This window comes from Bacillus sp. ISL-51 (assembly GCF_018613535.1).
Lineage (GTDB): Bacteria > Bacillota > Bacilli > Bacillales > Bacillaceae > Bacillus.
On record NZ_JAGGQB010000010.1, the window covers coordinates 41,784 to 55,019 of the forward strand.

General features: G+C 42.8%; 15 protein-coding genes and 1 pseudogene. 1 reads left to right on the forward strand and 15 read right to left on the reverse strand.

Annotation, left to right across the window (positions count from 1 at the left end; all coding sequences use genetic code 11):
* Positions 1-104 precede the first annotated feature (104 nt).
* Together J7E26_RS14255 and metG are read right to left on the reverse strand one after the other, a co-directional pair.
* Positions 105-872, reverse strand: coding sequence for a TatD family hydrolase (locus tag J7E26_RS14255; RefSeq protein ID WP_214804050.1), 768 nt, complete (start codon positions 870-872; stop codon positions 105-107).
* 76 nt (positions 873-948) lie between these two features.
* On the reverse strand, positions 949-2,940 hold the full coding sequence (gene metG, locus J7E26_RS14260; protein ID WP_214804049.1) for a methionine--tRNA ligase: 1,992 nt from the start codon (positions 2,938-2,940) through the stop codon (positions 949-951).
* Positions 2,941-3,422: 482 nt separating this feature from the next.
* Here metG and abrB point away from each other — a divergent pair, with 482 nt between their 5' ends.
* Positions 3,423-3,713 (forward strand): transition state genes transcriptional regulator AbrB, encoded by a 291-nt coding sequence (abrB, locus tag J7E26_RS14265; protein ID WP_169510469.1) that lies wholly within the window; start codon positions 3,423-3,425, stop codon positions 3,711-3,713.
* Positions 3,714-3,764: 51 nt separating this feature from the next.
* On the opposite strand, the gene rsmI is transcribed toward abrB, so the two are convergent.
* From rsmI to J7E26_RS14330, 13 genes and pseudogenes are all read right to left on the reverse strand, one after another.
* Positions 3,765-4,643 (reverse strand): 16S rRNA (cytidine(1402)-2'-O)-methyltransferase, encoded by an 879-nt coding sequence (rsmI, locus tag J7E26_RS14270; RefSeq protein ID WP_214804048.1) that lies wholly within the window; start codon positions 4,641-4,643, stop codon positions 3,765-3,767.
* Positions 4,618-4,918, reverse strand: a pseudogene (locus tag J7E26_RS14275) (GIY-YIG nuclease family protein). Before J7E26_RS14275 ends, rsmI begins: the two are co-directional and overlap by 26 nt.
* Positions 4,905-5,648, reverse strand: coding sequence for a tRNA1(Val) (adenine(37)-N6)-methyltransferase (locus J7E26_RS14280; protein ID WP_214804046.1), 744 nt, complete (start codon positions 5,646-5,648; stop codon positions 4,905-4,907). Before J7E26_RS14280 ends, J7E26_RS14275 begins: the two are co-directional and overlap by 14 nt.
* A 59-nt stretch (positions 5,649-5,707) precedes the next feature.
* On the reverse strand, positions 5,708-6,067 hold the full coding sequence (gene yabA, locus J7E26_RS14285) for a DNA replication initiation control protein YabA (protein ID WP_214804045.1): 360 nt from the start codon (positions 6,065-6,067) through the stop codon (positions 5,708-5,710).
* Between the two features lie 14 nt (positions 6,068-6,081).
* Positions 6,082-6,909 carry a competence/sporulation regulator complex protein RicT gene (gene ricT, locus J7E26_RS14290; protein WP_013350747.1) on the reverse strand — a complete coding sequence of 276 codons (828 nt, stop codon included), beginning with the start codon at positions 6,907-6,909 and terminating at the stop codon, positions 6,082-6,084.
* A gap of 2 nt (positions 6,910-6,911) precedes the next feature.
* Positions 6,912-7,901: a DNA polymerase III subunit delta' gene (holB, locus tag J7E26_RS14295; RefSeq protein WP_214804044.1), complete on the reverse strand. Its 990-nt coding sequence runs from the start codon at positions 7,899-7,901 to the stop codon at positions 6,912-6,914.
* 11 nt (positions 7,902-7,912) lie between these two features.
* A complete protein-coding gene (locus tag J7E26_RS14300; RefSeq protein WP_214804043.1) occupies positions 7,913-8,353 on the reverse strand; it encodes a YaaR family protein in 441 nt (146 codons plus the stop codon).
* Positions 8,354-8,365: 12 nt separating this feature from the next.
* A complete protein-coding gene (gene darA, locus J7E26_RS14305) occupies positions 8,366-8,695 on the reverse strand; it encodes a cyclic di-AMP receptor DarA (protein WP_061521539.1) in 330 nt (109 codons plus the stop codon).
* A 72-nt stretch (positions 8,696-8,767) separates the two neighbouring features.
* The gene (tmk, locus tag J7E26_RS14310) at positions 8,768-9,406 is read right to left on the reverse strand and encodes a dTMP kinase (RefSeq protein ID WP_214804042.1); all 639 of its coding nucleotides are present in this window, start codon (positions 9,404-9,406) and stop codon (positions 8,768-8,770) included.
* Positions 9,403-10,836, reverse strand: coding sequence for an aminotransferase class I/II-fold pyridoxal phosphate-dependent enzyme (locus tag J7E26_RS14315; RefSeq protein WP_214804041.1), 1,434 nt, complete (start codon positions 10,834-10,836; stop codon positions 9,403-9,405). The genes tmk and J7E26_RS14315 overlap by 4 nt, the downstream gene beginning before the upstream one ends.
* 76 nt (positions 10,837-10,912) lie before the next feature.
* Positions 10,913-12,028 carry a toxic anion resistance protein gene (locus J7E26_RS14320; protein ID WP_214804040.1) on the reverse strand — a complete coding sequence of 372 codons (1,116 nt, stop codon included), beginning with the start codon at positions 12,026-12,028 and terminating at the stop codon, positions 10,913-10,915.
* Positions 12,029-12,043: 15 nt separating this feature from the next.
* Positions 12,044-12,658 (reverse strand): 5-bromo-4-chloroindolyl phosphate hydrolysis family protein, encoded by a 615-nt coding sequence (locus J7E26_RS14325; RefSeq protein WP_214804039.1) that lies wholly within the window; start codon positions 12,656-12,658, stop codon positions 12,044-12,046.
* 148 nt (positions 12,659-12,806) lie between these two features.
* Positions 12,807-13,001: a sigma factor G inhibitor Gin gene (locus tag J7E26_RS14330; protein ID WP_061521534.1), complete on the reverse strand. Its 195-nt coding sequence runs from the start codon at positions 12,999-13,001 to the stop codon at positions 12,807-12,809.
* Between the last annotated feature and the right edge of the window lie 235 nt (positions 13,002-13,236).

The following is a 13,236-nucleotide window of genomic DNA, read 5'->3' on the forward strand; positions in this document are numbered from 1 at the left end:
AGACATATCGACAACCTATCCTATGAGAAGAAGGAAGCTTGTAGAACTGTTTGACATATCCTCTGAATCGGACAAGCCTTTACAGATTACGACAGCACATCCTGTCAGTTCATGCGGAAAAGTCTTTTTGCATTTTCCGTTGTAATGGAAGCAATTTCTTCATACGTCATCCCTTTTAATTCCGCGAGCTGCTCTGCGACATATTTCACATAGCTCGGCTCATTTCGTTTGCCTCGGAAAGGATGCGGCGTTAAGAAAGGACAATCCGTTTCAATCAGCAAACGATCATTCGGAATTTCCTTTGCCACCTCTTTCGGCTTCTTCGCGTTTTTAAAGGTAACCGGACCGCCGAATGAAATATAGAAATTCATATCCATACATTGCTGTGCAACTTCTGCACTTCCCGTAAAGCAGTGCATAATTCCGCCGACCTGTTCAGCACCTTCCTCCTTCAGAATCGTTACGACATCCTCAGTCGCATCGCGGTTATGAATGATGATGGGAAGATCCACTTCCTTCGCAAGGGCAATTTGCTTTTTGAACACTTCTTTTTGAATATCTTTCGGTGATTTATCCCAGTGATAATCGAGTCCCATTTCTCCGATTGCCACCACTTTTTCATGAGAAGACAGTTCTTTTATCCAAGCTAAATCTTCATCTGTCATATCAATAGCATCTACAGGGTGCCAGCCGACAGCGGCATAAATAAAGTCGTATTCCTCAATCAGTTCCATTGCCCGAGTGATTGTCGGTCTGTCGAATCCGACTACTACTATCCGTTCAACCTGTTCAGACTTTGCACGTTCGATTACCTCTTCCAGATCTGTGTCGAATTGCTCGGCGTTTAAGTGTGCATGGGTATCAAATAGCATCAAAAAAACTCCTTTCTTGTTGAAAAACAAAAGGTGTTCGACGGAATGTTACACGTGAAACACCTTTTGTACCTGTTTATTTAATTCTTGTGCCTTTTGGTAATGACTGGTCAACCGATACGACTTTGAGAACACCATCCGATTCTCCAGCAAGTATCATTCCTTGAGAAAGCTCACCTCTCAGTTTTACCGGTTTTAAATTAGTTACACAAATGATCTTCATTCCGACAAGCTGCTCCGGTGTATAATGTTTTGCGATTCCAGATACAACCTGGCGCTTTTCAAAACCGAGATCAATTTGCAATTTCAGCAACCGATCTGCTTTTTTCACCGGTTCTGCGGACAAGACTTCTGCCACTCGAAGCTCTGTGTCCATAAATTGATCAATTGTTATTTCAGGAAGACGGTCAACCTCCTGCGGCTCTTCTGTCTTTTCTTCTTTCGCAGGAGCTGTCCCTTGCATTTTTTGTTTGATGTAAGCCACTTCTTCTTCTGCTTCAAGACGAGGGAACAACGGCTCACCTTTTTGCACTTTCGTATTCTTTAATTGGCCAAATGCTGTAATGCTCTCCCATGCTTTAAGAGACTGATCTTCTATACCGAGCTGGGCAAACATTTTTTCAGGCGTTTTCGTCAAGAAAGGCTGAAGCAGCACTGCTGAAATACGCAATGACTCAGCTAAGTGGTACATCACGGATTGCAATTCTTTTTCTTTTTCCTGATCTTTTGCAAGAACCCACGGAGCTGTTTCATCAATGTATTTATTTGTCCGGCTGATTAACTGCCATAATGTTGACAATGCTACTGAAAACTCCATGTTTTCCATTGCACTTTCATAAGATTTCACTGTTTCTTCTGCTACTGCAGAAAGCTCCCGGTCGAAATCGGTGACGTTTCCATCATAAGATCCGATCTGGCCGTCAAAATATTTATTAATCATTGCGACTGTACGATTTAAGAGGTTTCCTAAGTCATTTGCCAAGTCATAATTGATCCGCTCTACGAAGCCTTCCGGAGTAAAGACGCCGTCTGAACCGAACGGCACTTCACGAAGAAGGTAATAGCGCAGCTCATCTAAGCCGTATCGTTCGATTAACGTCACGGGATCAACGACATTACCTTTTGATTTCGACATTTTACCGTCTTTCATCAGCAGCCAGCCGTGCGCGAAAACTTGCTTAGGCAGCGGCAGATCCAATGCCATCAGCATAATCGGCCAGTAAATTGTATGGAAGCGGACAATTTCCTTACCAACAAGATGAACGTCAGCCGGCCAGTATTTTTTGTACAGCTCATCATTTTTCGTATCGTATCCGAGCGCTGTAATATAGTTGAACAGCGCGTCAATCCATACATATACGACATGCTTCGGATTTCCAGGAACTTTTACGCCCCAGTCAAACGTTGTTCTGGAAACGGCTAAATCCTCAAGACCCGGCTTAATGAAGTTGTTAATCATTTCATTTTTACGTGATTCCGGCTGGATAAAGGAAGGATTCTCCTCATAAAACTTAAGCAGACGATCTGCATATTTGCCCATGCGGAAGAAATATGATTCCTCTTTGATTAATTCTACAGGGTGGCCGCTGTCCGGGCTTTTGCCGCCGATAACCTCGCCCTTGTCATTTCGTTCCACATCTACAAGCTGTGTTTCTGTATAAAACGTTTCATCCGGAATACTGTACCAACCCTCATATTCATCCAGGTAAATATCGCCATTATCAAGAAGCTGTTGAAACACTTTTTCAATAATCTCTTTATGCCGGCTTTCCGTTGTCCGGATAAAATCATCGTGAGAAATGTCGAGCTGCTTCCATAGTTTTTGTATCTCAGCAGCCGCACGGTCTACATATGCCTGAGGAGTGATGTTCTCCTCCTCTGCTTTCTGCTGAATTTTTTGCCCGTGTTCATCCGTTCCGGTTAAATAGCGCACATCGAAGCCCTTCAAACGCTTGTATCGCGCCATTGCATCACCGGCAACAGTGGTATACGCATGTCCGATATGTAATTTTCCGCTCGGATAATAAATCGGAGTCGTAATATAAAAAGTATTATTTTCTTGCGGCATGTTGCAACCTCCCAATCAGAATGTCGAAAAGCTCACGCCCAAAGGACGAGAGCGGTTTTTATTTAATATACAATATTGATATTTGTCCTCTATCTATGATACCATCTTAGCCTTTAAGATCAAGGATATATACGTGCGGGGTTTAAAAGAATAAATAAAATTAAAAATTTTTATTGAAATTAAAAAAAGTCTTAACATGTCGAATTTTGTCGTATATAATCTACTAAGATAAAACACCTTGGTTCGAAAGTCTTGATTTAAAAGGAATTTTAGTAGGATAATAGGTTGGTTAAAGCGGTTAAAAAGCCCGTTATTTCAAGATTTCCAAGGCTTTACTTACTATAAGAACTAATTCTTACAAACAATAGCAAACAAAATGATTGACGATTATTGGAAACCTTGATATGCTAGGAATGTAAGGAATTTGTCGAATAATGACGAAGAAAATTATAATTTACAAATAATTATCTCTCGGGAGGAGACTGTTAATGAAATCTACTGGTATCGTACGTAAAGTTGATGAACTTGGACGCGTAGTTATTCCTATCGAACTTCGCCGTACACTTGGCATCGCAGAAAAAGACGCTCTTGAAATTTATGTTGATGATGAAAAAATCATCCTTAAAAAATATAAACCAAACATGACTTGCCAAGTAACTGGTGAAGTTTCTGATGATAACCTTAAACTTGCCGGCGGTAAGTTGGTGCTTAGCAAAGAAGGCGCTGAGCAAATCATCTCTGAAATTCAAAACCAGCTTCAAAACCAAAAATAAGCTCTTTATACAAAAACCGTTCTTGTTACGACACAAGAACGGTTTTTTTCGTTATTTAATGTGATACGCATCATAGATCTCCCGCTTCGGCACGTTCCGATCAACTGCGGTTTGTTTAATGGCCTCTTTAGAAGAAGCTCCTTCATTCATGTAATGTTCCACATGTTCCTTTTCAGAAAGATCTTCCCACCACGGCTTCTCTTCCTCATCCGGTTCAGCCGCTTGATTGCCTTCGACAACGAGACAGAATTCGCCGCGAATTTGATCTTCATTCGCCCATTTAATGACCTCCGCGATCGTCCCTCTTATAAATTCCTCGTATTTTTTCGTTAATTCCCTTGTTACGGCGATTTCTCTATTTCCCAGAACGGCATGCATCGCAGTTAATGTTTCTTTCAATCTATGCGGCGCTTCATAGAAAATCATCGTTTCCTGCCGCTTTTTAAGGATTTCGAGCTCTTTCTTCTTTTCTTTTTTCTGTCTGTTTAAGAATCCGTAAAAGAAAAAAGGCTGCGGCATAATGCCCGATGCTGTGAGCGCAGTTAACGCTGCATTGGCTCCCGGAAGCGGAACGACATATCCGCCGATCCGGGTAAAATCTCTTACGATCTCAGCCCCCGGGTCAGATATTGTGGGCATTCCCGCATCGCTGACAAGCGCGACATTCTTACCGGATTTCAGCCATTCCATGATTTTATGGCCGCTGCTTTCTTTATTATGTTCGTGATAACTGACGAGAGAAGTCTCTATCTCATAGACATGACACAGTTTTTTCGTCTGTCTCGTATCTTCGGCAGCAATGACATCGACCGATTTCAGAGTGTCCACCGCACGAAATGTCATGTCTTCCAAGTTTCCTATCGGTGTAGGAACAAGGTAAAGAATCCCCATATCAGACTTTCCGTTAAAACTCATCTGGCGTCGTAACATATACAGCCTCCTTGCTGCTTTTGTTTTTCTTCTATATATTGTTCTTTTTTCTTTCGGGTCAGTCTCTTAAAGCGATACTCCGCCTGCATCGCTTCCCGTTTTGTTTCAAATGATTCCGAATGGAATAATGTCACCGGCCTTCTTGCTCTCGTGTACTTTGCGCCCTTCCCGTCGTTGTGCGTTTTCAGGCGTTTTTGCAAGTCATTTGTATAGCCGGCATACAGACTGTTGTCATTACACAGCAGCACATAAAAGAAATGATTATTTGTCTCCATACAAAATCGTGCGGATCTCTTTCGTATATTCATTATTTTCATCATACACAAACAGCGGAGGAAGAATTTTCAAATCGGGACGCCCGCCTTTAATGCCTTCTACCAAAATGGTATTCGCTTCTTTTCCTTGTTTCGGATAAATAAACTGGACCCGCTTCGGTTCAATATGATAAGTTTTCATCAGTTCGAAAATTTCCAATAACCTTCCAGGCCGATGAACAAGAGCCGCTTTGCCGCCCTGCTTCAAGAGCTTGCTGCTGACAGAAATCACATCTTCGAGCGTACAATGAATTTCATGCCTTGCGATTCTAAGATGTTCGTTCAAGTTTTGCTCAGCCTGTTTCGGTGTTTTAAAATAGGGCGGATTGCAAGTGACTACATCATATTTATTATGCCCGAGTCTTTCCGGCATATTTTTCAGATCATCATGAATGAGGCTGATCTGATTTTCCAATCCGTTGTATCCCACGCTTCGGAGTGCCATATCATATAGACGCTCCTGAATTTCCACCCCGATGATATCTGCCTTTGATCTCGTACTGAGCAAAAGCGGCACAATTCCGTTCCCCGTACATAGATCAACCATTTTTCCTTTTTGTATCGGAACGTATGCAAATTTCGATAACAGCACGGCATCTAATGAAAAAGCAAATACAGTCGGGCTTTGCACAATTTTCATATCTTCAGCTAATAAATAATCCAATCTTTCATCATCACGTAATGAAACCATAATCTTATCCTTTCGGCGCTCTTTGAAAAAGGCTTCCGACATCAGCGGAAGCCTTTTCCTTATTTTTTATTTAAGAATGACAGACAAAAAAGACAATCTCCCTTGCGGACGCTTCCATAGTGGACGTTGCAAATATGAAAGCCTTCTTGATACAGCCGGGCCAGATTATCGTACCCTTCTCCTATATCCGTTTGCTCTGTCTTCTGTGTTTTTGTTTCTTTCTGATCGGCTTTGAATTTCTCTATTTGCTCTGTCGTGTCGTCAAGCCGTTTGCGCAAATGTTTGTTCTCAAGCTGCAAATGGTGATTCTCTTCAATCATTTCGCCGATATGCTGCTTTAAGTCACCCAGCTGACGGTACAGCGAACCGATTTGTTCCTCCAGGTTAATGACTGTATCAAATAACTCTTTTTTATCCAAGGTTCCACACCTCGTTAATCTGTGGTTTGTGCGGATACGACGCCCTCTTCCAGGAGCTCTTCCCAAGTATATTCTATCACTTTTTCACGGTTCTTCAGTTCCACCTGAAGCACCCGTTCCAGAATATTAAGACCGACAACCTTTGCAGGGCCGTTTGCCGTCGTAATCATTTCGCCTAAATCCGGCAGCTGTTCTTTTGCTGTCTCATACTCATCATTCTCGTATTTTAAACAGCACATCAGACGTCCGCAGAGACCGGAAATTTTCGTTGGGTTCAGTGATAAGTTTTGATCCTTCGCCATCTTGATGGATACCGGTTCAAAATCACCGAGGAACGTAGAGCAGCAAAGCATTCTCCCGCACGGACCGATGCCGCCGAGCATTTTCGCCTCATCTCTTACCCCGATCTGGCGCAATTCTATTCTTGTTTTAAAGATAGATGCCAAGTCTTTTACGAGTTCCCTGAAATCGACCCGGCCGTCAGCCGTAAAGTAAAAAATCACTTTATTGCGGTCAAATGTGAACTCTACATCAACCAATTTCATATCTAAGCCGTGGTCGGCCACTTTCTTCTGGCAGATTTCAAAAGCGGATAACGCCTCTTGTTTGTTTTCTTCTACAATGAGAAGATCGCGCTCATCTGCGACGCGTATGACTTTCCGAAGCGGGAGCACAACATCATGCTCGTCCACTTGTTTATTTGCGATGACAACCTGTCCATACTCGACACCTCGGACGGTTTCGACAATGACGCAGCTGTCTTGTTCTATATCAAATCCGTTCGGATCAAAATAATAAATTTTCCCCGCTTTTTTAAAGCGGACGCCAATTACGTTGTACAAGCTTATCCCTCCTGCAACGTTAACACCAAGTGCTCCATTAATCCCTGCACATTCACATTGGAATGAAGCCGTTTTTTTGCTTCTAAAACAGCGAGAATTTGGTTCGTAACGCTTTGTTGTGTAGATTGCAGCGCATGCTGTTTTATTGATTGGAATAAGTCTTGATAAATCAGTTTATCTTCATTTCCAATTTGGATGGATAGTACATCACGGTAAATCAATAAGAGCATATCAAGACCCATTTCTTGATGGGTTTTTTCTTTGAAAAAGGGCACCCACTGATCCTGAATGAAGAAAAAGGCATGTCCTTTCCGCTGATGTAAGACTTCATACAATTTTATCACTTTCGCTCTGGACTCTGCAAACTCATCATTTCGACTTAATTCGACTGCTTCTGCTATATTATTCGTCATATTCGCTAAAAGTCTTGCCATATGAGGCGCCACTTCCTGCTGAGCGAGTCTTTCTTCTATTGCTTTCGGCTGCAGCGGCTGAAACGGAAGAACCTGGCATCTCGAAACGATCGTATCCAGCATTCTGTGCAGCTGCTCAGTGATAAGAATTGCGATGGTGTCTTGATTAGGCTCCTCTAAAAATTTCAACAGACTGTTGGCTGCGTTTGTTGTCATTTGATCCGCATGGGATACAATGTACAGTTTTTTGTGCGATTCCAGCCCTGTTTTAGAGAACTCCTCCTGAAGCGATTGGATTTGAGCCTTTTTGATGGATAACCCGTCGGGCTGAACCAGATGCAGATCAGGATGGTTTCCGGAATCAATACGCTTACAGTTCCGGCACTCCCCGCAAGGCTCAGTCCCGTCTTCAAGGCAAAAAAAGCTTTTTGCTAGAAGCAATGCGGCATCCAGTTTGCCCGTTCCTTTTTTTCCTTCAAACAGATAAGCATGAGAAAGCCTTTTCTTTTCTATGCTATTGTGCAAAAGCCTCATCACTCTTGGCTGCTGCTCGGTCATTTCCTTCCATGATATTTCCATTGTATCACTCTCTATGTGTAAAGGTTAATCAATAAACCTTTTATTTCTCCAATTCGATCCAGCAAATCAATTGCCGGTTTTCCCTGATCTAACATCTCTTCAGTCAGCTGAAGCAGTTTTTCATCTATTTCTTTCACAAGCCCCAGCGTTCTGCTGTTTCCGTAAAGGTCAAAGCTTTTCGCCGTTTCGTGCGATAAACCGCTGTCAACGGCCTCTTTTACAAAGCGTTTTACCAATCCTTTAAATTTCGCTAAGTCTTTGAAGTTCCTCGACTTCGTCAATCTTTTACCGAATGTTTCTATATCCGTTAAGAACCTGCTCAGCTGGTCAAATTTCAGCTTGCTGTTTTGGCTGTCCATTGAGCTTTTGAACGTTCCGGACAGCTCTGCAGATTTGAAGGCAGGCTGCTGCTTTTTCTCTATAAATGTACGTAAGTCAGAATTTATTTTCACAGCTTCATATCCTTAAAATTGATGAAATTCATCGACCGGAAGGACAAATACCGTCGCTCCGCCGACTTCCACTTCGACAGGATAAGGGACGTAGGAATCTGCATTCCCGCCCATCGGGGATACCGGAGCAATCATCTGGTCGCGTTTACAGCCATTCTCTTTAATGAGGCTAAGCGCTTTATTGACACGGATATCTTCCACCCCAATCATAAACGTTGTATTGCCTGATTTAAGAAAGCCGCCTGTCGTCGCAAGCTTCGTCACCCTGAAATTGTGGTCCGTTAATACTTTCAAAAGTCTGTTGCTGTCCTGATCCTGTACCACTGCCACTATTAATTTCATCTTAAAGGCCCCCTTTAGGTTGGAAACAACATTGTGTAGTTACATTTATTATATCAACTAATGAGAATCAGGTCACAACTGAATTTTTTTCAGTGCTTCATTTATCACATTCAGTACGTCCTGGATGACGCGATCCTTTGTCTGAGAAGCATCAATTGAATGGAATCTTTCCGGAAAACGCTCCATCACCTTTTGGTATCCTTCTCTTACTTGAGTGTGAAAGTGTAAAGCCTCAAGGTCAAGACGGTTCTTTTCCCGTGACTGATTTGCCTTAATCCGTTTCAGTCCTTCCTCCGGCTCAATGGAAAAATAGATGGTGATGTCCGGCATGGTACCGCCGATTGCAAATTGATTGATGGAAAGGACCTCATCAATGCCAAGCCCTCTGGCATAGCCTTGATAAGCCAGCGAGCTGTCTATGAAGCGATCGCACAGAACAATACGGCCCTCTTCCAAAGCGGGCTGAACTTTTTCGACTAAATGCTGTCTTCTTGCAGCCGCATAGAGCAAAGCCTCCGTCTTAGAATCCATTAACGTGTTGTTTTTATTTAAAATGACTTCCCGGATTTGTTCGGCAATTTCGATACCCCCCGGTTCTCTTGTCGCCGTTACGGGCAGCCCCTTTGTTGATAGGAGTTCTTTTATTGCCTGAAGCACTGTCGTTTTTCCCGCTCCTTCAGGTCCTTCGAATGTAATAAATAAACCGCTCATGATTTCTCCTCTTCTATATAAACAAGTAATTGTTTCTCCTTCGACCAGCCTTGAATATGCGCATTCATGCCGATTAAACGAGATAGCTTCTGTATGCTTTTTTCTGTTATTCTTTCTCCGTCCATGATAAGCGGAATCCCCGGCGGATATGGAATGATATCCGCTGCATGTAAGCGTCCGGCTGCCTTATCCATTTCAACAAATTCTTTTTTGAATCGGCTGATCTCGCTTTTTGGATAATCGAGTGTAGTGATGGATGGAAATGTCCATTTAACAGCTTCCTGCCGTTTATCAGGCAGTGTATTCTCCAGCTTTTGATGTATGTTTCTTACGGTTTCCGGTTCTACCTCTCTCCGGCCGCCTAGCGGCAATACGAGCAAAATCTGATATTCATCAGCCAGTTCAACAAAAACCCCGGAGCTTTCCAATATCCTTTGCAACGAATAGCCCGAATGTCCGAGCTTCGAGCGAAGCGTCAGCTTTAAAGGGTCCGGCCGCAGCCCATTTCCTGATGGATGGATCACTTCAATATAAGGAATTGAAGCAAACGTTTGTTTAATTTGGTCAATGTGCTGTAAATGAGCAGGCAGTGTCCCGTTCTCAGCGATGTCCTGCACATAAGCGCGGGCCGTATCTAAAGTCGCCATAATCGGATATGAGGGGCTGCTGCTTTGCAAACTGCTTAAATAATATACCAGTCTGTCTCTGTCAACCCGGCCGCTGTTCAAATGAAAGTAAGACCCCATCGTCATGGCCGGAAGAGTTTTGTGAGCGGACTGAACGACGGCATCAGCTCCCATTGCCAATGACGATGGCGGAAACGGTTCACCTAACACAAAGTGAGCGCCATGCGCCTCATCAACAAGAACAGGAATCCCATATGAATGGGCTTTTTTGATTGCTGCCGTCAGATCGGCAGAATGCCCATAATAAGTGGGATTGGTAAGGACAAGCCCTTTCGCATTCGGGTAGTCCGCTAACGCTTCTTCAATTACTGAAAGAGGCACATGAGCCGGCACGTGCATGCCCTCATCAACCTCCGGCGCTATATATACCGGCTTAGCCCCAGCCATTGCCACCGCATGAAATACGGACTTATGACAATTCCGCTGGATCAGGATAGGCTTTCCCGGCTCACAAACCGCTAAAATCATAGCTAAATTGCCTGCTGTCGACCCATTGACGAGAAAGAAACTTTCCTGTGAGCCATAGAGCCGGCTCACCAAATCCTGTGCTTCCTTTATCACTCCCGTCGGATGGTGAAGATCATCAAGCCCCGTGATCTCAGTCATATCTATCGATAAAAGAGATTGATAAACAGATTTAGCTTCATCAAAAAAGACATCTCCATTGTGATGTCCCGGAACATGAAAAGAATACGTATTTCTGTGCGCATGCTCAATCAGCGCTGTATATAAAGGTGTCTCCATTTCAAACAAATCCTTTGACTATCATACTTATTATATCGTGCCTGTGATACAACTTAAAGCTAAGACTTTTTGCCAGCTAGCTGTTGTCCCGGCCGGATTTCATATTCAGCAATTTTTCCTTTAAATCGCCTTCCATGACTACCAGCTCTTCCTCAGCCCGCCTGCGTTTGATTCTTCCTTCTTCCTGAATGGATATCGTTTCTTCCAGTGTACTGATTAAGCTTTCCTGCACCTTTTTGAGTGTGTCTACCTCGACGAGGCCGCGTTCATTGGCTTTTGCTGTTTCAATCGTATTGGTCTTGAGAAGCTCGGCGTTTTTCAGCAGCAATTCATTCGTTGTATCTGAAACCTTCTTCTGTGCATCTGCCGCACTGCGCTGCTTTAAAAGCGTTAACGCGATGGCGACTTGGTTTTTCCATAGCGGAATCGCCGTTACGATTGAGGATTGGATTTTCTCTGCCAGCGCTTGATTGGTGTTTTGAATCAAACGGATTTGCGGCGCGCTCTGAATCGTAATCTGCCTGCTCAGCAGCAGATCATGAATTCTCTTATCTAACCGCTCAGTAAATTGAATAAGATCATTTACTTCCTGCACAGCCATTTGATTGTGTTCGTTTGATTCCGCTTTTCTTGTTAAATCAGGAATCATCTTTGTTTTTAGCTCTTCTAATTTCAACTCTCCCGCAGCTATATACATATTTAGTGCGGAAAAGTATTCTTTATTTTGTTTATACAGCTGCTCTAACAGCTTATTATCACTCATCAGCGTGTTTTTAGAGTGCTCCAGTTTTTTGCTGATTCGGTCAATCTGCACACTTGTCTTTTGGTATTTTGAAAGCACTTCCTGCACAGAGCTTGATACCCTTCCGAACATACGGGCGAGAAACCCTTTTTTCTTCTCTTGCAGGTCGTCAGGGTTTACTTGATCAAGCTTTTTCATCAGATCGCCTAATATGCGGCCAATCTCTCCGATATCTTTTCTTTGCACATGCTCTATCATAGTGTGAGAAAAATCAAGGAGATTTGATTGTGCTTGTGAACCAAATAAAACAATGCTTTGCATATTCTTGGGATCTAATTTCTCTGCCAGCTGAAGTGCTGCTTCTCTGTTCCCATCATGCATTGTAGCTGCAAGCCTAATATTCGCCTGACCATTCTCACCGTTGACTTCATCTGAACGGTCTTTGCCCATTTTCTTCCCCCTTTCTTATTTTCTCAGCGAATGCTTTGCTATATCTAATTCAAAGTGTAATTCATCTATGTCTTCTTTCATGATTTCATAAAGGTCCTCTTCCAGCCGCCTGGTCAGCTCTGCAAGGGTGATTCTCGTTTCGCTCAAGGACATGGACAAATCTTTATTTTTCCTAGGCTGTGATGATAGCAAGCCATATTTTTCTGTTAATTCAACCACAGAATCGAGCGTCTGATAATAGAAACGTTCTGCCTGATAAAAACGCTTCGGTTCTTGTTTGGTAAGTATATATATCCGCCTGACAATCCTCAGTATCTCGGCATTTTGCTTCAGCATTTGAATACTCTTAGACCGAAATAATGCTTTACGCAAACGAACGATTTTATCTTTTGCTTCTTCAAGATTTCCCTTGATGAAAGCATATTCTTTTCTTGTCAGCTGATGTTTTCTTAAAAAGAGGCGCTTTGTATTCCACAGGCCGCCTGCACAAACGACCGCCCCGCCAGCCGTTCCGTATAAAAACGAATGCAGAAAAGGCTGATGCCATATGAAAAAGCTTGATGTCCCAACGATAACAAACGCAGCACTGCCGCCCAGGGTCCATTTTATAAATTGAATAAACGGTTTCATACATGATCGACTCCTATTTATTCACTTCTATCAGTATTATCTATTACATTCCATTTCTAAACAAGTTCCTCTTCTTATCGTATCAGTTCCTTTATAAAAAGTGAAAGAAACCCTTTAAATTTATGCAAAAAAAAGACCCTTTTCAGGGTTAGGAATATAAAGTCGGTGTATGAAGGCTTTTCAGTTTCCTGACGTAAAATTCATAATCCGGGTCAGAGGTTGAAGTGGAAACTACTTTTTTCTCACACTCTAAACATATAAATTTCGTATAAATATGGATGCCTCTGCTTTTTTTGGTTTCACACACAATACATGTTTCTCCATGGCTGGACGTCTCATTCATCATGCCCACCTCCGTATGAATAGCCTTCCCCTAAGCTAATGGTTGTATACACAATTTAGACCTTTTTGAAGTTTACAATTAGTATATGGGGTCTGCGGCATTTCGGTGTTTGTATTGTTTTTTGATCAAAAAATAAAAACCCAGCTCATTCTGAGCTGGGTCAAAGATTGCTTGGCGGCGTCCTACTCTCACAGGGGGAAACCCCCGACTACCATCGGCGCTGAAGAGCTTAACT